At 62.0% G+C, this 18,077-nt stretch carries 17 protein-coding genes; 14 read left to right on the top strand and 3 right to left on the bottom strand.

Annotated features, from left to right (window positions below; all coding sequences use genetic code 11):
• The first annotated feature begins 311 nt into the window (after positions 1-311).
• The 12 genes from hisD (at position 312) to Q1A89_RS11865 (ending at position 10,920) form a co-directional block, all read left to right on the top strand.
• On the top strand, positions 312-1,619 hold the full coding sequence (gene hisD, locus Q1A89_RS11810; RefSeq protein ID WP_299727966.1) for a histidinol dehydrogenase: 1,308 nt from the start codon (positions 312-314) through the stop codon (positions 1,617-1,619).
• Positions 1,612-2,373, top strand: a complete 762-nt coding sequence (locus Q1A89_RS11815; RefSeq protein WP_299727969.1) for an SDR family oxidoreductase — start codon at positions 1,612-1,614, stop codon at positions 2,371-2,373. The genes hisD and Q1A89_RS11815 overlap by 8 nt, the downstream gene beginning before the upstream one ends.
• On the top strand, positions 2,370-3,350 hold the full coding sequence (locus Q1A89_RS11820) for an alcohol dehydrogenase catalytic domain-containing protein (protein ID WP_299727972.1): 981 nt from the start codon (positions 2,370-2,372) through the stop codon (positions 3,348-3,350). Before Q1A89_RS11815 ends, Q1A89_RS11820 begins: the two co-directional genes overlap by 4 nt.
• Before the next feature lie 30 nt (positions 3,351-3,380).
• Positions 3,381-3,794, top strand: a complete 414-nt coding sequence (locus Q1A89_RS11825; RefSeq protein ID WP_299727975.1) for a universal stress protein — start codon at positions 3,381-3,383, stop codon at positions 3,792-3,794.
• Positions 3,795-3,846: 52 nt separating this feature from the next.
• Positions 3,847-4,353: a sulfopyruvate decarboxylase subunit alpha gene (comD, locus tag Q1A89_RS11830; RefSeq protein WP_299727978.1), complete on the top strand. Its 507-nt coding sequence runs from the start codon at positions 3,847-3,849 to the stop codon at positions 4,351-4,353.
• Positions 4,350-4,904: a sulfopyruvate decarboxylase subunit beta gene (gene comE / locus Q1A89_RS11835; RefSeq protein ID WP_299727981.1), complete on the top strand. Its 555-nt coding sequence runs from the start codon at positions 4,350-4,352 to the stop codon at positions 4,902-4,904. The genes comD and comE overlap by 4 nt, the downstream gene beginning before the upstream one ends.
• Positions 4,905-4,907: 3 nt before the next feature.
• Entirely contained in the window at positions 4,908-6,011 is a 1,104-nt protein-coding gene (locus tag Q1A89_RS11840; RefSeq protein ID WP_299727984.1) for an alpha-hydroxy acid oxidase, read from the top strand.
• A gap of 42 nt (positions 6,012-6,053) precedes the next feature.
• A complete protein-coding gene (locus tag Q1A89_RS11845; RefSeq protein WP_299727987.1) occupies positions 6,054-7,322 on the top strand; it encodes an FAD-dependent oxidoreductase in 1,269 nt (422 codons plus the stop codon).
• A gap of 40 nt (positions 7,323-7,362) precedes the next feature.
• Positions 7,363-8,331, top strand: a complete 969-nt coding sequence (locus tag Q1A89_RS11850; RefSeq protein WP_299727989.1) for a TRAP transporter substrate-binding protein — start codon at positions 7,363-7,365, stop codon at positions 8,329-8,331.
• 62 nt (positions 8,332-8,393) lie between these two features.
• Positions 8,394-8,915: a TRAP transporter small permease gene (locus Q1A89_RS11855; RefSeq protein WP_299727992.1), complete on the top strand. Its 522-nt coding sequence runs from the start codon at positions 8,394-8,396 to the stop codon at positions 8,913-8,915.
• Positions 8,912-10,210, top strand: coding sequence for a TRAP transporter large permease subunit (locus Q1A89_RS11860; protein WP_299727995.1), 1,299 nt, complete (start codon positions 8,912-8,914; stop codon positions 10,208-10,210). Before Q1A89_RS11855 ends, Q1A89_RS11860 begins: the two co-directional genes overlap by 4 nt.
• Before the next feature lie 2 nt (positions 10,211-10,212).
• Positions 10,213-10,920 (top strand): aspartate/glutamate racemase family protein, encoded by a 708-nt coding sequence (locus Q1A89_RS11865; protein WP_299727998.1) that lies wholly within the window; start codon positions 10,213-10,215, stop codon positions 10,918-10,920.
• Here the strand turns inward: Q1A89_RS11865 and Q1A89_RS11870 are convergent.
• The gene (locus Q1A89_RS11870; protein WP_299728001.1) at positions 10,917-11,846 is read right to left on the bottom strand and encodes a 3-keto-5-aminohexanoate cleavage protein; all 930 of its coding nucleotides are present in this window, start codon (positions 11,844-11,846) and stop codon (positions 10,917-10,919) included. The two genes, Q1A89_RS11865 and Q1A89_RS11870, sit on opposite strands and share 4 nt — an antisense overlap.
• A gap of 196 nt (positions 11,847-12,042) precedes the next feature.
• Between Q1A89_RS11870 and Q1A89_RS11875 the strand changes: the two genes are divergently transcribed.
• Positions 12,043-14,445 (top strand): FAD-dependent oxidoreductase, encoded by a 2,403-nt coding sequence (locus tag Q1A89_RS11875; protein ID WP_299728004.1) that lies wholly within the window; start codon positions 12,043-12,045, stop codon positions 14,443-14,445.
• Positions 14,442-15,968, top strand: a complete 1,527-nt coding sequence (locus Q1A89_RS11880) for a trimethylamine methyltransferase family protein (RefSeq protein WP_299728007.1) — start codon at positions 14,442-14,444, stop codon at positions 15,966-15,968. Before Q1A89_RS11875 ends, Q1A89_RS11880 begins: the two co-directional genes overlap by 4 nt.
• Before the next feature lie 10 nt (positions 15,969-15,978).
• Here Q1A89_RS11880 and Q1A89_RS11885 read toward each other — a convergent pair whose 3' ends face one another.
• Together Q1A89_RS11885 and Q1A89_RS11890 are read right to left on the bottom strand one after the other, a co-directional pair.
• Positions 15,979-16,668: a GntR family transcriptional regulator gene (locus Q1A89_RS11885; protein WP_299728010.1), complete on the bottom strand. Its 690-nt coding sequence runs from the start codon at positions 16,666-16,668 to the stop codon at positions 15,979-15,981.
• An 8-nt stretch (positions 16,669-16,676) separates the two neighbouring features.
• The gene (locus Q1A89_RS11890) at positions 16,677-18,041 is read right to left on the bottom strand and encodes a formimidoylglutamate deiminase (RefSeq protein ID WP_299728013.1); all 1,365 of its coding nucleotides are present in this window, start codon (positions 18,039-18,041) and stop codon (positions 16,677-16,679) included.
• Between the last annotated feature and the right edge of the window lie 36 nt (positions 18,042-18,077).

Here is an 18,077-nt window from a genome sequence, read left to right on the forward strand (position 1 = left end):
TCAGATATTCACGTTTCCTGAACATCATATTCCAAAAAAAGGAAATGTCGCGCATAAAATGTAAGCGCTTGCATTTTGCATCCAGAAGAGCCTAATGTGAGCCACGAATCGTGCTGAGTTCAGGGCACACCGATGCATTCGCCTGCGGTCCCGCACCAGCGGAACCCCGGCCGCAAAGGGCGGTCTGAACCGTGCGTAACGTGATTTAGCTTTTGCCGATTGCCTGTTCGAAACCCGCGCGCCGACCCATTCAGATGCCAGCACCTGCGGCCAAGCGCCCGCCAGACACTTATGACTAGGATCCTCAGATCATGACACGTGAATACCTGAAAAAAGCAACGCTGACCGCCAAGTCGGATGCGTCAGAAGTCCACGAAACGGTCAAGACCATCCTTGCCGACATCGAGGCGGGCGGCGACGCGAAGGCGCGCGAATATGCGCAGAAGTTCGACCGCTACGAGGGCAACATCCTGATGACCCAGGACGAGATTGACGCCGCCTGCGCGCTGGTCCCGGAAAAGCTCAAGGCTGACATCCGCTTTGCCCATGACAACGTGCGCCGCTTTGCCGAGTTGCAGAAGGGCACAACCACGGATGTGGAGATGGAAATCACCCCCGGTTTTATCGCCGGTCAAAAGGTGATCCCGGTGGACGCCGCGGGCTGCTATGTGCCCGGTGGGCGGTACAGCCACATCGCCAGCGCCATCATGACCGTGACAACCGCAAGCGTCGCGGGCTGCCAAAGCATCACTGCCTGTTCGCCGCCCCGCCCGGATGTCGGCGTCGCCCCGGCCATCGTTTATGCGGCCCATATCTGTGGCGCACACAACATCCTTGCCATGGGTGGTGTGCAGGGTGTCGCGGCCATGACCTACGGCTTGTTCGGCCTGCCGCGCGCCAACATCCTCGTCGGCCCCGGCAACCAGTTTGTCGCCGAAGCCAAGCGCATTCTCTTTGGCCGCGTCGGCATCGACATGATCGCGGGCCCGACCGACAGCCTGATCCTTGCCGACAAGGATGCAGACGCCCACATCGTCGCCACCGACCTCGTGAGCCAGGCCGAGCATGGCTATAACTCGCCCGTCTGGCTGGTCACGGATGATCGCGATCTGGCCGTCAAGGTCATGGACATGGTCCCTGGCCTGATCGACGATTTGCCTGAATTGAACCGGGAGAATGCCTTTGCTGCATGGCGCGACTATGCCGAAGTCATCGTGTGCAAGGACCGCGCCGACATGGCCGCCTGTTCGGATGAATACGCGCCCGAGCACTTGACCGTGCAAGCCGCCGACCTCGACTGGTGGCTGAACAACCTGACCTGCTACGGCTCCTTGTTCCTGGGCGAGGAAACCACTGTGTCCTATGGCGACAAGGCGACCGGCACCAACCACGTGCTGCCCACATCGGGGGCTGCGTCCTATACCGGCGGCCTGAGCGTGCACAAATACATGAAGATCGTCACATGGCAGCGCGCCACCCGCGACGGGTCCAAGGCCGTGGCCGAGGCAACAGCACGTATTTCGCGGCTGGAAGGGATGGAGGGCCACGCCCGCGCCGCGGATGTGCGTCTGGCCAAATACTTCCCCAGCGAAAACTTCGACCTGTCCGCCGATGGATGACCCGCGCCACCTGTTTGATCTGACAGGCCGCGTGGCATGTGTGACCGGGGCCAGTTCCGGCCTTGGTCGCCGTGCAGCTATGGTGCTGGCAGCGGCAGGGGCAAAGGTGATCGGCGTGGCCCGCCGGGCCGAGGCGCTGCAATCGCTTACGGATGAGATCGGCGAGAATGCCGCAGCTGTCACTGCTGATGTGGCAGACCGCGACGCATTGCCCGCAACGATCGCCGCCATTTCGGCCCCGTTCGGCGCGCCGGACATCGTGATCCACGCGGCAGGCATCAACACGCGCGAGGCCGCCGATGATGTGACCCCCAAAGGCTGGGACCAGACGCTGGCGCTGAACCTGTCGGCCCCGTTCTTCCTGGCACAAGCCCTGGTGCCTGCGATGAAGGCCAAGGGCTGGGGGCGGATCGTGAATTTCGCCTCGCTCCAGACCACGCGGGCCTTTCCGGGTGGGATCGCCTATGGCGCGACCAAGGGCGGCATCGCCCAGTTGACCCGCGCCATGGCCGAGGCCTGGTCGCGTGACGGGATCACCGCCAACGCCATCGGCCCGGGCTTTTTCCCGACCGAATTAACTCAAGCAGTATTTTCCGACCCGGACCGTGCCGCACGCAATGCCGCACAGACCTGTCTGAACCGCAACGGAACGCTGGCGGACATGGACGGGCCGGTCCTGTTCCTGTGTTCGGATGCGTCGGCCTACGTGACGGGGCAGATCCTGATGGTCGACGGGGGGTTCACCGCAAAATGAAAGCACTGGTTTATGAAGGGGTCGAGACACTCAGCATTCGCGATGTGCCAGACCCGACGCCCCAGACGGGCGAACACCTGATCAAGGTGGAAGCGGTCGGCATTTGCGGATCGGACATGCATGCGTTTCTGGGCCATGATGCGCGCAGGCCTGCGCCGCTGATCCTCGGCCACGAGGCGGCAGGGGTGATCACCGGCGGGCCGTGCGACGGTGCGCGGGTCACGGTCAATCCGCTGGTTCATTGCATGACCTGCGCCGCTTGCCTTGCGGGCCGGGAAAACCTGTGCCCCAACCGCCAGATCATCTCGATGCAACCGCGCGAGGGGGCCTTTGCCCAGTATATCGCCATGCCTGACCGCAATCTGGTCGAGGTACCGGATGCTGTGCCGCTGAGCATTGCGGCACTGGCCGAACCGCTGGCCGTCAGCTGGCACGCTGCTCGACTGGCGTTGGGGGCACTGCACCCAGGCATGGACTCCCGCGCGCTGGTCATTGGCGGCGGGGCTATCGGGCTTGCGGCGGCCCTGGCGCTGAAGGCGATGGATGTGCAGGATGTTACAATCGCAGAACCCAACGCGGCGCGACGGGCATTCCTGATCGATCACTGCGCCCAAAATGCCGTCGAAACGGCGGACGGGCAGTTTCCGGTTGTCATCGATGCCGTGGGCTATGCTGCCACCCGCGCCATCGCCTCGGCCCTCGCGGCACCGGGTGGGGTGATTGCCCATGTCGGACTGGGCGAAGACACCGGCGGGCTCGACATCCGGCGCATGACCTTGCAAGAGATCACGCTGATCGGCACCTATACCTATACTGCGCAGGATTTCCGCGATACGGCGCAGGCCATCTTTGAGGGTCATCTTGGCCCTCTGGACTGGGTCCAGCATCGCCCGCTGGACGACGGAGCCCAGGCCTTTGCCGACCTGCGCGCAGGCACAGTTGCCGCCCCGAAAATCGTTCTGGACCCATGGGCGTGAGGCCGGAACCAGACAATATGGAGAACACCCATGTATAACAAAGTTCTGGTCGCAATGGCCCTTGATCACGATGTGTCCGCGCAGACCCTCGGTATCGCCCGCACCTTGCTCAACGAGGGCGGCGAAGTGGTTGCCCTGCACGTCCACGAGGCGCCCGAAGGTACCGTGCGCGCCTATCTCGATGAAAACACAATGGCCGCCGGGTTCGAAAAGGCGCGGGTTGATATGGAGGCCAAGCTGGCCACGTTTCCGGACGTCACCGGCGCGCTGGTCGAAGGCCATTCGGCCCGTGCCATCATCGACTACGCGGCAACCCACGACGTCGACTGCATCGTCATCGGCTCGCACAAGCCCGGACTCAGCGATTATTTCCTCGGCTCGACCGCGGCACGGGTGGTGCGCCATGCCCCCTGCGCCGTCCACGTTCACAGATCAAAACCCTAACCAGCGACACTGGCCCGGATCCCGGGCACACATAGAAAGGCGAAACCCCCCCATGAACATCGACAAGAAGATCGCGGATGATCTTGTCGCGAACGACGTCTCCTTTGTCACCACCGTGCCCTGCAAGCAGCTGGCCGGGGTGATCGAAGAAGTCGAAGCGCGCAAGGAAATCTTCCATATCCCTGCCAACAAGGAAGACGAAGGCATGGGCCTGTGCGCAGGTGCACATATGGGCGGCAAACGCCCGATGATCATCATGCAGAATACCGCCATCGGCGTCACCATCAACACGCTGGCCACGCTGACGCAATATTACCGCATGCCACTGCCCATGCTGATCTCCTATCGCGGAGAATTGCGCGAACCTGTCGCCTGTCAGGTTGAGATGGCCGTGCACACCAAGGCGCTGCTCGCACAGATGAACATCCCCACCTACCACTTCCACTGGCAAAAGGATGTCGAGGAATTCGACAACATCCTGAAATACACCTTCATGTGCAACAAACCCGTGGCGATCCTCACCGACGCCAACTTTTGGGGAGGCTATGGCGACCAATGATCCGTTCTGAAATCCTGCGCGAGATCGCGCCCATCCTGAACCCGCACCTTGTCGTCTGCAACATCGGTCTGCCCAGCCAAGAGCTGCACATGATCGACGACAACGAACGCAACTTTTACATGCTTGGCACCATGGGTCTGTCCTCATCCATCGGTCTGGGCCTTGCCCTGGCGCAGGACAAGACTGTCATCTCCATCGATGGGGACGGGTCGGTCCTGACCAACCTCGGCACGTTGCCGACCATTGCCAACAACGTGGCCGACAACTTCATCCTGCTGATCATCGACAACGGATCTTACGGCTCGACCGGCGACCAACCGACCTATGCGGGCAAGAAGACCAAGCTCGAAGCGGTGGCAGCGGCCTGTGGCTGTGAAAACGTCGTCACCTGTCAGGACGTGGACACCGGCAAGGCGTTGCAGGCGGCCATCGACAGCAAGAAGATGACCGTGATCGTGTCCAAATGTGACAGCGGCAACATCAAGCTGCCGGTCATCACCATGGACCCGGTTGTGATCAAGCATCGCTTTATGCAGGCGGTGGCCAGCTAAGGGATGGGCGCATCCCACATCAATTCGGCTGAAGACGCGCGGCGGCTGGCCCGCCGCCGTCTGCCGTGGATGATCTTTGACTATATTGACGGGTCAGCAGGGTCGGAAACCGGTGCGGATCGCAATCGCGCCGCGATGGACGCGCTGACCCTGCGCCCGCGCATTTTGCGTGATGTGAGCAATCGTTCGCTTGGCACCCGCCTGTTTGGTGACGAAACGCGGCGCCCCTTTGGCATTGCCCCGATGGGCATGTGCAACCTGTCCGGCCCCGGCGCGGATTTGATGCTGGCCCGACTCGCTGCGCGCCACAAGATACCCCACGGCGTGTCCACCGTCGCCTCAACCCCGATGGAAAAGATCATCGAAGTGGCCGAGGGCCATGCGTGGTTTCAGCTCTATTTCAGCGGAGACGGAACGGGTACTTTCAAGCTGGTCGAACGGGCCAAGGCGGCGGGATACAAAACCCTCGTGCTGACCGTGGATGTGCCCGAAGTGGGTCGTCGACCGCGAGAGCTGCGACATGGCTTCAAAATGCCCTTCAGGATCGGCCCACGCCAGTTCATCGACTTTGCCCTGCACCCACGCTGGTCGCTGACCTCTCTGGCCGCGGGCAAACCGCAGATGGCGAATTTTGAGATGCCGGGTTACGAATTTGACCGCACCGAAAGCCGCGCCAAGGCGGATTGGGACACCCTGGCCCGCCTGCGCGAAGCGTGGCCCGGCAATCTGGTCGTCAAGGGTGTGCTTGATGCCGAGGACGCCGTTGCTCTGCGCGATGCCGGTGTGGACGCGATCCAGGTGTCGAGCCATGGCGCGCGCCAGTTGGAAAGCGCGCCAGCCCCGATCGAGATGCTACCCCTGATCCGGGCTGCCGTCGGGGACAATTACCCGCTGTTTTACGACAGCGGCCTGCGCTCGGGCGAGGATGCGCTCAAGGCCATCATTGCCGGGGCCGATTTCGTGTTCTTTGGGCGCATCCTGCAATTTGCCATCGCCGCAGCTGGCGAACCCGGCCTGACCCGCCTCTGGGAGGTGTTGAGCGACGAGATGAGCATCGCCATGGCTCAGATCGGTGTGGATCGCATCCCCGTCCATCCGCGCAACTGACCAACGCTGGTCGGCCCGCAGATGTCCGCCTATCGTGCAACCATGCAGACTGCACTGACAGACATTTCGGTCACCGTGCTGGGCGCGGGCATGGTTGGTGTCTGTGCGGCTTTGGAACTGCAATCGCGGGGTGCGCAGGTCACCCTGATCGACCGGCGTGCACCGGGGCAGGAAACCTCTTTCGGCAATGCGGGCGTCATCGCGCGCTCGTCCCTGATGCCGCTGAACAATCCCGGTCTGTGGGCTTCGTTGCCCAAGCTGTTGCGCAATCGCTCTGCCGGGTTGCGCTATTCCTTGCCCTTTCTGCTGCGCAATATGGGCTGGGCGGCCGGGTTCCTTGGCCACGCCCGGATGGCCCCGTTTCTGGATACGGCGCGCGCGATGGACGGGCTGATCAACCTGTCCTACCCGATCCACAAACAACTGCTGGCCGAGGCTGGTGCGCTCGACCGGCTGCGCGAGACGGGTTGGATGTACCTCTATCGGACCAGCGCCGCGTTCGAGGGCGGTGCATTCGGGCGAGATATGCTCGATCAGTTCAATGTGGCCACCGAGGTGCTGGATCAGACCGGCCTGCGCGACCTTGAACCGGGGCTGAACCCGATCTTTGAACGGGCGCTCTGGATCAAGGACGCGATGTCGGTCAACGCGCCGGGCCGCGTGGTCGAGGCCTATGCCCGGCTGTTCACGGATCGCGGCGGGCGAATCGTGCGGGCGTCGATTGCGTCGCTGACGTCGCTTGACGGGCACTGGCTTGTGAACACTGAAAAAGGACCGTTTCAGGGGGACCGCGTCGTCGTGGCCCTCGGCCCGTGGTCGCGGACCTTTCTGGAACGGGCGGGCATGCGTGTGCCAATGGCTTACGAGCGTGGCTATCACATGCATTACGGGGGCCCGAATGCGGGTGGAAACCTGTCCCTGACCCGCCCGATCTATGATCTGGCAGGCGGTTATGTGCTGTCCCCGATGGAGAACGGGTTGCGCATGACCACGGGTGTTGAACTCACGGATTGCGATGCGCTGCCAAATCACGCACAACTTAACCTCGTGGAAGCATCCGCGCGTCAGGCGATTGATCTGGGCGAGCGGCGGGACCCAACCCCATGGCTGGGGCGCCGCCCGACCTTTGCGGACAGCCGTCCGGTCATTGGTCAGGCGCCCGGGCGCGCGGGACTGTATCTTGCCTTCGGGCATCAACATGTCGGGTTCAACACAGGGCCAGGAACGGCCCGCGTTCTGGCCGACATCATGGAGGGCACAACGCCGGACATACCGGCAGAACCGTTTTCGCCGGCGCGCTTTATTCGCTGACACCACCACCAACAATTAAAAAACCAACCGGGAGACTCACATGAACATCAAGAAACTTGTCCTGACTGGGGCCGCCGCACTGCTGATGGCAGGGGCTGCGCATGCAGAAAAATGGGATATGGCGCTGGCCTATTCCGCGACCAACTACCATTCGGAAATCGCCGCCGCCTTCGCGGCCGAAGTCACAGCCAATTCCGACATCGAAATCGTCACGCACCCTTCGGGTTCGCTTTTCGCAGGTGGCGAGATCTTTAACGCTGTGCGCCGGGGCCTGACGCCAATCGGAGAGCGCCTGATCTCGGCACTGGGCAATGACGACGCGATCTACGAACTGGATTCGGTGCCGTTTCTTGCCACCAGCTTTGCCGACGCCAAGACGCTTTACGAGGCGACCAAACCCACGCTGATGGAAACGCTCGAAGAATCGCGCGTGCACCTGCTCTATTCCTGCCCATGGCCGCCGCAGGGCTTTTACTCGGTTTCCGAAGCCAATGCGCTGGCCGACATCGCGGGCATGAAATTCCGCGCGTATAACGCAACCACATCCAAGTTCGCCGACGGTCTGGGCATGGTCCCCACCACCATCGAGGCCGCCGAGCTGGCGCAGGCCTTTGCCACCGGTGTGGCGCAGTCGATGATCTCGTCCGGGTCCACCGGCTATGATCGCAAGCTGTGGGAGCACGTCACCTTCTACTACGACGTCAAGGCTTGGTTGCCCCGCAACATGGTGATCGTGAACGCCTCGACCTGGGCCGGTCTGGATGACGCGACCAAAGGTGTGATCGAAACCGCCGCAGCCACGGCCGAGGCAACCTGCTGGGCCAAAGCCGAGGAACTGGACAGCTGGTATATCGAGCAATTCACTGCCAACGGCATGACTGTCGGCACGTTGAACCCTGAAATGCAGGCCGAGTTCGAAAAGGTCGGCAACGATCTGCGCGCCGCATGGCTTGAACGGGCCGGGGAAAAGGGTGCAGCCGCCCTCGCAGCCTTTGAGGCCGCGAAGTAAGAACAGCGCGCGGCACCCCTGCGGGGTTTGCCGCGCGTCTTTCATCGGTGGAGAGCACGATCATGCGGGCACTTTCAAACGCGTTGGACGCGGTCTATCGCATCGCCGGGTTTCTGGCGGGGTTGCTGCTGATCCTGCTCTGCTGCCTCATCCTTTACAGCATCCTCGCCCGCCTTCTCAGCCTCTATGCCGGGGGTGCGGCGGATGTGGCGGGCTATGTGATGGCCACCAGCACCTTCATGGCGCTGGCCTATACATTCCGCTCGAACGGGCACATCCGGGTGCAGTTGCTGGTGCAGCGGTTTACCGGGCCGGCAAGGCGGCGGGTCGAGATTTTCAGCCTCGCCTTCATGTCCGCCATCGCCAACTTCATCGCGTGGTACATGACCCGCCTGGCCTATGACAGCTACGACTTTGGCGAACGCAGTCAGGGGGCAGATGCAATCCTGATGTGGATCCCGCAGGCCCCGGTGGCCGTTGGCGCATGGTTGCTGGCCGTCGCCGTGGTCCACACGCTGATACAGGCGATCTTTGATTATGACGCGGTCAATCCCGAGCACGCGACTGGGCCGGGTGAAGTATGACTGAAACGTTGTCCATTATCGTTTTTCTGTCGACGCTTTTCATCCTTTTGGGCCTCGGCGTCTGGGTCGGGGCCGCTCTGCTGGCCACGGCCATTCTGGGCATGGCCCTCTTCACCAACGCGCCCATCGGCGATTCCATGGCCGTCACGATCTGGGGCGAGCAATCCTCGTGGACCCTGACGGCGCTGCCGCTGTTCATCTGGATGGGCGAAATCCTGTTCCGAACCCGATTATCCGAGACCCTGTTTCGCGGCCTTGCCCCGTTTCTCAGGGGGCTGCCGGGGGGGTTGTTGCACGTCAACATCGGGGCCTCTGCGGTCTTTGCCGCGATCTCTGGGTCTTCTGCGGCGACAGTGGCGACGGTCGGCAAGATGTCGATCCCGGAACTGCGCGCACGCAAATATCCCGAAAGCATGATCATCGGCACCTTGTCCGGCGCAGGCACGCTGGGTCTGCTGATCCCGCCGTCGATTTCGATGATCATCTACGGAGTGACGGTCAACGAAAGCATCACCAAGCTGTTCATGGCCGCGATGATCCCGGGACTTTGCCTTGCCCTGTTCTTCATGGTCTACGTCGCAGGCTGGTCCATTGTGAACCGCGCGACGTTCAGGCCCGACCTCACCATCGAAGCCTCAAAACTCTGGCGTCGCCTTGCCGACCTTTTGCCGGTGCTGTGCCTGATCGGGGCGGTGATCGGGTCGATCTATTCGGGCGTCGCCACGGCCACCGAAGCGGCAGCGCTCGGAGTGCTCGGGGCCTTCATCCTTTCAGCCTTTCAGGGCGGCCTCACCTGGTCCAACGTGCAGGAAAGCATCATGGGCTCGGTGCGCACCACGGCCATGATCATGCTGATCCTCATGGGCGCGGGCTTCCTGTCGCTGGCAATGGGCTTCACCGGCATCCCCAAGGCGCTGGCAACCGGCATATCCGCCTGGGACCCGTCGCCCGTCATGCTGATCCTGATCCTCACGGTATTCTACATCATCCTCGGCTGTTTCCTTGATGGGCTCAGCTCAATCGTGCTGACCATGGCGGTGATCGAACCGATGGTGCGGGCCGCCGGCTTCGACATGCTGTGGTTTGGCGTCTACCTCATGATCGTCGTCGAGATGGCGCAGATCACGCCGCCTATCGGGTTCAACCTGTTCGTGCTGCAGGGCATGACGGGCAAGGACATGGGCTTCATCGCCAAGGCGTCATTCCCGATGTTCATCGTCATGTGCATCTTTATCGTGGTGCTGGTGATCTTCCCGGGCCTCGCCCTGTGGCTGCCCGAAGTGCTGAGCAAATAGCGGTGGAGCCGCCCGCCATCGGCATCCTGATGCTCGACACCGCGTTTGAGCGTATTCACGGCGATGTCGGCAATCCGCGGACCTACCCGTTCCCGGTCCGCTTTGATGTGGTGAAGGGAGCAAGCACGGATGAGGTGGTGGCGAAAGGCGACCGGGCGCGTACCATTCTACCTGCCTTTCTCGATGGCGCGCGCAGGCTTGAGGCCTCGGGCGTGCGCGCGATCACAACCTCTTGCGGTTTTCTAAGCGTGGTACAGGACGAGATGGCTGCTGCGCTGTCCGTACCCTTTGTCGCCTCCAGCCTGTCGCTGGTGCCACTCGTGCGCCAGATGGTTGGGGGGCGGCCCGTGGGCGTGATCACCGCGCACGCCGGGCACCTGTCGGAACGCCATTTCGCCGCGAGTGGCATTGCGCCGGATTGGGAGGTCCATCTGCGCGGCATGGAAGGCGTTGACGCCTTTTACGCCCCGATCCTCGGAGGAGCGAACACGCTGGATGCAGATGCCGTATCACGGGGGTTGGTTGACCTCTGTATGGCGCTGCAACGGGACGTGCCCGACCTCGCCGCGCTGGTCTTTGAATGCACCAACCTTCAGCCCTATGCCCACGCCGTTCAGGCGCAGACCGGGTTACCGGTCTTTGGCATCTATCACCTCATCCAAATGCTGCACGACGCTGCCTGCGCCCCGCAGTTCGACGGGCAGGTCTAGAACGCCACCCGGTCCCCGCCCTTCAACGCCAATATCTCGCGGGCCTCGTCGGGGGTGGCGACCTCATTGCCCAGATCCTCGACGATACGTCGGATCTTGGCGACCTGCTGCGCGTTGGAGGTGGCCAACTCCCGTCGATTGATGAACAGGCTGTCCTCAAGCCCCACACGCACATTTCCACCCATCTGGCTGGCAGTCGTGGCGAGGGGCATTTGCGCACCGCCCGCCCCAAGTACCGACCAACGATAATCATCGCCAAACAGACGGTCCGCCGTGCGCTTCATAAAGATCAGGTTGTCCACCTCTGGCCCAATCCCGCCAAGAATGCCGAAAATGAACTGGATGAACACGGGCGCTTTGAAGAGGCCAATCTTCATGCAGTGTTTCAGATTGTAGAGGTGGCCGACATCATAACACTCGTGCTCGAACTTGATGTCATGGGGCCCCAGCGTTTCGGCGGCCTGCCGGATATCGGCAAAGGTGTTGCGAAAGATGTTCGCCTCTGACCCCTGAATATAGTCCTTTTCCCAGTCGTATTTCCACGTGTCGTACCGATCCGCCAACCCGTGAAAGGCAAAGTTCATCGACCCCATGTTGAGGCTGCACATCTCAGGACTGAACCGCGTGGCCGCCTCGATCCGTTCGGATATCCGCATGGTCGGAGCGCCGCCCGTAGTGATGTTCAGCACGGCATTGGTTGATTGTTTCACCCGCGACAGAATGGGCGCGTAGTGATCCGGATCAACCGAGGGGCGAAAATCCTCCGGGTCGCGGGTGTGCAGATGCAGGATCGATGCGCCCGCTTCTGCTGCTGCGATGGCCTGCTCGGCGATGTCATTCTGCGAAAGCGGCAGGTGGTCGGACATGGTGGGCGTGTGGATCGATCCGGTGACCGCGCAGGTGATGATGGTTTTCGACTTGGCCATGGGACGCGCCCTCTTGTTTGAAACGTGATCTTGCGACCATGGCGATAGTTCAGTGATCTACAAAGCAATTTGTTCCAAAACCGATCCGCCGCCAGCAAGGCGGGGGTCGCAAGCTGTCATCCCCGTGTCGTGAAACCAATGGACAGGGCCGCACACATGCAAGAGCCTTCCACAAATGCTGCGAGTGAGGACGGTCATGAAAACACAGTACCGGGTTGTTGTGATCGGGGGCGGCGTGGTGGGTACGTCAGTGCTCTACCATCTGGCCAAGATGGGGTGGAGCGATGTGTGCCTGATCGAACGCTCGGTCCTGACGGCGGGCTCAAGCTGGCACGCGGCGGGTGGTATTCACGCGCTGAACGCGGACCCCAACATCGCGCAATTGCAGGCGTACACGATCGACCTTCTGTCCGAGATCGAAAAGGAATCCGGCCAGAACATTGGCCTGCACATGACCGGCGGGCTGACAATGGCCGGCACATCCGACCGGTGGGAATGGCTGCAATCGGCCTATCGCACGTTCCAGTCCATCGGGATCGAAGATTGCCGTCTGGTCACCGTCGAAGAGGCAGTGGAACTCAATCCCATCATGTCGGGCGACGGGTTGCTGGGCGGCATGTGGGCGGATCGCGAAGGGTATATCGACACTACCGGCACGGTGCATGCCTATGCTGGGGCAGCCAAAAAACACGGCGCCACGGTCATCGAACACAACCGCGTGCTGGAGCTGAATCAGACCCTTCAAGGCTGGCAGGTCGTCACAGAAAAAGGGACGATCAGTTGCGAACACGTGGTCAACGCCGCTGGTCTTTGGGCAAAACAGGTGGGCCGTATGGCAGGTATCGAACTGCCGGTCTCCCCACTCAAACACCACTACTTTATTACTGATACAGTCCCGGAACTCGCCGAGCTGGATTTCGAAGTCCCAATGACCGTGGACCTCGAAGGGTTCACCTATACCCGACAGGACCAGAACGGCCTGCTGGTCGGCATCTACGAGCAGAACACTGAACACTGGGCCATGGATGGCGCGCCCTGGGATTACGGGATGGAGCTGTTTCAGGAACAGACCGACCGGATCGAGCACGAGTTGATGATGGGTTACAGCCGCTATCCCGCGCTGGAAAACGTGGGCATCAAGACTTGGGTGAACGGCGCTTTCACCTTTTCGCCCGACGGGAATCCGCTGGTCGGCCCGGTGCCGGGAAAGCACGGATACTGGTCAGCCTGCGCGGTCATGGCCGGGTTTCTGCAGGGTGGTGGCGTTGGCAAGTCGCTTGCCGAATGGATGATCCACGGCGAGCCGGAGGCCGATGTCTACGGCATGGATGTCGCCCGCTACGGCATCTGGGCCGAGAACAAGCAATACATCAAGGAAACCACCGGCCAGTTCTATTCCCGCCGTTTCGTGATGACCTATCCAAACGAGCAATTGCCCGCAGGCCGCCCGCTGAAAACCGCGCCCGCCCATTCCGACATGACGGCTGCAGGCTGCCACTGGGGGCAAAGCTGGGATCTGGAGGTGCCACTATATTTCGCGCCCGAGGGGTTTAAGGAAACGCCCTCGCTCAAACGTTCGAACGCCTTTGACATCGTGGCCGCCGAATGCGCGGCGGTGCGTAACAAGGTCGGTCTGCTCGACATCACCGGCTTTTCCCGCTTCGAAGTGACGGGTGAGAATGCCGAAGTCTGGCTCGATCACATCATGGCCTCGCGCCTGCCCAAACCGGGCCGCGCGCGCCTTGCCCCGATGCTGGGCGAGGACGGGCGGCTCAAGGGGGACCTTACCGTCTTCAATTGGGGCGACGGCATATGGTGGATCATGGGCAGCTATTACCTGCGTTCCTGGCATTTGCGCTGGTTCGCCGATCACATGATGGGCGGGGTCAATCTGCGCGATCTGGGTGAGGAAATGGCAGGCTTTTCCCTGGCGGGCCCCAAATCCCGCGCCGTGATCGACAAACTGACGGACGGACCGGTGAGCGATCTGCCCTTCATGGGCTGCGGCGAATTCGACATCGGCATGCTGCGCTGCCGTGTCGGGCGTCTTTCCGTCGCAGGCGAGTTAGGCTACGAGATACATTGCCGTATGGGCGATCACATTGCCCTGCGCAACACCCTGCTGGCTGCAGGCGCGGACGAGGGAATGGTTGAATACGGGTTCAACGCCCTTCTGTCCCTACGCCTCGAAAAATCCTTTGGCATCTGGTCAGCGGAATTCACCCAAGGCTACACCCCCGGCATGACAGGCATGGACCGCTGGGTTGATTGGGACAAGGCTTTCGTCGGCAAGGCTGCGGCCCTCGCCGAACGTGATGGCAACGGCCCTGCCCAACGGCAGGTCACGCTCCAAGTCGACGCCAATGGCGCTGATGCATCCGGTTACGAACCGATCTGGAAAGACGGCGAAAAGGTCGGCTTTGTCACCTCGGGTGGCTACGGACACACGGTCGGCAAATCGTTGGCCATGGCGCTGGTAAAAGCTGAATACAGCGGCGAAGACACAGACCTGACCGTGCACATCGTCGGCGCCGAACGCAGCGTCAAGGTCATCGCCGCCTCCCCCTACGATCCAACCGGCAAAGCCATGCGGGGATGAGCACGCGCCCCAAACGACGTGGACGCGGTGCGCCGCCCAGCAAGGTCCGCACGACCGACTATCGCTCTTTGCGCAATCCGTTCCCGCCGATGGGTGTCTTTTCGGACGACCGGGTCGCTGCCATCCACGACGCCAGCCTGGATGTGCTGGAACGGTTGGGCATCAAGGTGCTGCACGCCGAGGCACGCAGAGCCTTCACGGCAGGTGGCGCGCGGGTCGATGAGGCCACCCAGATGGTCCATATCGAACGCGAGATGGTTGAGGCCGCCCTAGCGGCCGCTCCCAAATCCTTCCCGCTCATCGCAGGGGACCCGGGGCGGAACCTGACCATGGAACTCGGCTCCATGATATTTCAGCCGGGTGCTGGCTGTCCGCATGCCACCGACCTGACGCGCGGGCGGCGACCCGGCACCGAACAGGACTTTCGCGAACTGATCACCCTGACCCAGCATTTCGATGTGCTGCACATGATCCCGCCGCTGGTCGAACCGCAGGATGTGCCCATGCACCTGCGCCACTACGCAATGACGAAAGGGCAGATGGAACTGACGGACAAGGTCCCCTTCATCTACGCACGTGGCGCCGGACAGGTACGTGAATCCTTCGAGATGCTGCAGATCGCGCGTGGGATTTCGGATGCGGATTTCGCCGCGCAATCCCATTGCTACACGATCATCAACACCAACTCTCCGCGCCAGTTGGACATACCGATGGCCCAGGGGGTGATGGATTTCGCGCGCGCCGGGCAGATGGCGATAATTACACCCTTCACCCTGATGGGCGCGATGGCCCCGATCACCGTGGCCGGGGCCATGACCCTGTCCCATGCCGAGGCGCTGGCCGCCATCACTCTGGGCCAGTTGATCAAACCCGGCGCGCCGGTCTGCTATGGCACCTTCACCTCGAATGTGGACATGAAATCCGGCGCGCCGATCTTTGGCACGCCCGAGCATTTCAAGGCCTCGCTGGCTGCCGGCCAACTCGCGCGCCATATTGGCCTGCCTTGGCGCTGCGCCTCTGGCTCGGCGGCAAACCTCGGCGATGTGCAGGCCGCCAACGAAACGCAGTTCGGCACATGGGGCTGCCTGTTGGCCGGGGCCACGGTGACGTTACACGCCGCCGGTTGGCTCGAAGGCGGGCTGACGGTGTCCTATGAAAAGCTGATCACCGATGTCGAAGTGCTGCAGATGATGGCCGAGTTGTGCCTGTCCACTCCGGCAGACGAGGCCGAAATCGCACTGGAGGCACTCGAAGAAGTGCAGCCCGGCGGACACTTCTTTGGTGCCGCACACACGATGGAGCGCTACCAGACCGAATTCTACGAACCGCTCGTCGCAGATTTCGCCAATATCGGCACGTGGGAGGAACGCGGCAGCATTGACGCCACCACCCGTGCAACCGGCATCTGGCAAGGTATCCTGCGCGACTTTGTCCCGCCCGTTGAGCGCGACGACCGGCTTGACGCGCTGGACCGCTACATCGCAACCCGTACCGAGGCCGGGGGTTGCGCGCCGGAAAGCTGACGGATCAAACCTAAAGCACCGTCCGCATCTGGTGGCCTGGCGCAAACAGCAAGCGCACTTTGGTGACCGACCGATCCGCATCCCAGGTCAGCCGATCAATCGCAAACAGCGCACTGCCTTCTGCACATCCGAGCGCCTGCGCGTCTCCCGTACTCGCCGCAACAGCGGAAAACGAAATCTCGCCGTCCGTGTAGGGCGCATGCTGTAGCAGCCATTCATTGGCACTGATGTCCTGAAACGGCTCTTGCAATGCACCCGGAACAACGTCCGTGTTGATCCAGCGGCTTTCCAGCGCATAGGGCGTGTCATCGGCAAGATGCAACGCGCGGACATACAGCAATGTTGTCGCAGCAGGCGTCCGCATGGCCGCACTCACATCCAGCGGCGGTACACATTCAGCGCGGGTGATGCGCTGATAGCTGTACTTGCGGCACCGCTCCTCGACCTCGCGGCGAATGACCGCAATGCTCAGCGTGGCCTTGGCAACAGGCTGGGCCGCCACCCGGGTGCCCGCCTTGCGCTTGCGATCCAGCAACCCTGCCTCGGCCACCGCGCGCAATGCTCGGTTCACGGTCGAGCGGGCACAGCCGAATTCCTCGGCCAGATCCGCCTCGTTCGGGATCAGATCGCCCGGCTTCCACACACGCGTCCGTATGCGACGCAACACTTCGTCCTGCACAGATTGCCAATTCCGGAACACGGGCGAATTCACAGCGCATCCTTCAACATATCGATCGTGCGCTTGTAAGTCGCGACGATCTCGGCGCGCCTGTGATGCGCGCCGTCCTGCACCACATGCCGCCCCGCAGCCCACACATCCCGGACAAGGCGATCATCGCCGGCAAAAATCCAGGAATCCAGCAGCGCATCCTGCGTGCGCCCCCACAGGTGCTCAGAGTCGGTATCAAGCGTCATCATGTCCGCCCAATGCCCGGTCTCGATCCGTCCTGTCAACCGACCCGTCGCCTGCGCCCCGCCTTGCACCATCCCGTCAAACAACCGTCGCCCGGTAGATTTATTTGTCGTTGCAAGGGCCGCGCGGGTGCCGTCACGCAGACGTTGGGAATAGTCGAGCGTGCGCAGCTCTTCACTCAGAGAGATGCGGATGTTGCTGTCAGACCCGATGGCAAAGGCACCACCCGCATCACACCAACGCACCGCATCAAAGATGCCATCCCCCAGACTGCTTTCAGTAATCGGACACAGGCCCGCCACCGCGCCGGTTCGGGCCAGTCGAACGGTTTCGTCAGGCGTCATCTGCGTGCAATGGATCAGACACCAGCGGTCTGACAGGTCCATATTGTCGAGCGCCCATGTGACAGGCCGCGCGTTCCAATGCTGTTGCACCTCCTGAACCTCGGCGCGCTGTTCACCCAGATGCATGTGGATGGGGCCGGACGGAAACAGCTCTGCATAAGCTGCCAAATCCGACGCACCAACCGCACGCAAAGAATGCGGCGCGACCCCGATCCCGGCATCATCCGGCAGTCGCGCAATACAGCGTGCCGCCCCTTCATGCAGCCGCTGAAACCGCTCCAGATCATTGCCAAACCGGATTTGCCCCGCACCCAAGCCGCGCCTGTCACATCCGCCAAACTCGTAGTGCACGGGCAACAGGCATAGCCCGATGCCGGTCTGTGCCGCGGCGGCGCAGATACGGGCAGAGGTCTCGGCAATATCGTCGTAAGGCATACCCCCGGTCGCGTGATGCAAATAATGGAACTCGGCATTGGTGGCGTAGCCCGCCTCCAGCATCTCCATCTGTACCAGCGCTGTGATCGCCTCGATATGATCCGGAGTCAGGCGGTCGAGAAATCTGAACATCAACTGCCGCCAAGTCCAGAAACTGTCGGTCGGTTTCGGCCCACGCCGTTCGGTCCGCCCCGCCATGGCGCGTTGAAAGGCGTGGCTGTGCACATTAACCGGGGCGGGCAAGAGGCACGGCACCGTTGTCCCTTGCCGTGCCGCGCCTGTTTCCACCAAGATGATGCGCCCATTGTCGGCCACGTCCACGCGCACCTCTTTGGCCCAGCCTTCCGGCAGCAGCGCCGTTTTGGCCCATATGCTTTGCATCACCGCCTCGCTTGACAGATTATTATGTACGCACAT

Origin of the sequence: uncultured Tateyamaria sp., assembly GCF_947503045.1 — a bacterium.
Lineage (GTDB): Bacteria > Pseudomonadota > Alphaproteobacteria > Rhodobacterales > Rhodobacteraceae > Tateyamaria.

Bases quoted from the DNA above. Each gene is read 5' to 3' on its own strand.
- Q1A89_RS11880 (WP_299728007.1), top strand. From the start codon at position 14,442: ATGAGCACGCGCCCCAAACGACGTGGACGCGGTGCGCCGCCCAGCAAG.
- hisD (WP_299727966.1), top strand. From the start codon at position 312: ATGACACGTGAATACCTGAAAAAAGCAACGCTGACCGCCAAGTCGGAT.
- Q1A89_RS11845 (WP_299727987.1), top strand. From the start codon at position 6,054: ATGCAGACTGCACTGACAGACATTTCGGTCACCGTGCTGGGCGCGGGC.
- Q1A89_RS11875 (WP_299728004.1), top strand. From the start codon at position 12,043: ATGAAAACACAGTACCGGGTTGTTGTGATCGGGGGCGGCGTGGTGGGT.
- Q1A89_RS11860 (WP_299727995.1), top strand. From the start codon at position 8,912: ATGACTGAAACGTTGTCCATTATCGTTTTTCTGTCGACGCTTTTCATC.
- Q1A89_RS11815 (WP_299727969.1), top strand. From the start codon at position 1,612: ATGGATGACCCGCGCCACCTGTTTGATCTGACAGGCCGCGTGGCATGT.
- comE (WP_299727981.1), top strand. From the start codon at position 4,350: ATGATCCGTTCTGAAATCCTGCGCGAGATCGCGCCCATCCTGAACCCG.
- Q1A89_RS11825 (WP_299727975.1), top strand. From the start codon at position 3,381: ATGTATAACAAAGTTCTGGTCGCAATGGCCCTTGATCACGATGTGTCC.
- Q1A89_RS11890 (WP_299728013.1), bottom strand. From the start codon at position 18,041: ATGCAAAGCATATGGGCCAAAACGGCGCTGCTGCCGGAAGGCTGGGCC.
- Q1A89_RS11855 (WP_299727992.1), top strand. From the start codon at position 8,394: ATGCGGGCACTTTCAAACGCGTTGGACGCGGTCTATCGCATCGCCGGG.
- Q1A89_RS11870 (WP_299728001.1), bottom strand. From the start codon at position 11,846: ATGGCCAAGTCGAAAACCATCATCACCTGCGCGGTCACCGGATCGATC.
- comD (WP_299727978.1), top strand. From the start codon at position 3,847: ATGAACATCGACAAGAAGATCGCGGATGATCTTGTCGCGAACGACGTC.
- Q1A89_RS11840 (WP_299727984.1), top strand. From the start codon at position 4,908: ATGGGCGCATCCCACATCAATTCGGCTGAAGACGCGCGGCGGCTGGCC.
- Q1A89_RS11850 (WP_299727989.1), top strand. From the start codon at position 7,363: ATGAACATCAAGAAACTTGTCCTGACTGGGGCCGCCGCACTGCTGATG.
- Q1A89_RS11820 (WP_299727972.1), top strand. From the start codon at position 2,370: ATGAAAGCACTGGTTTATGAAGGGGTCGAGACACTCAGCATTCGCGAT.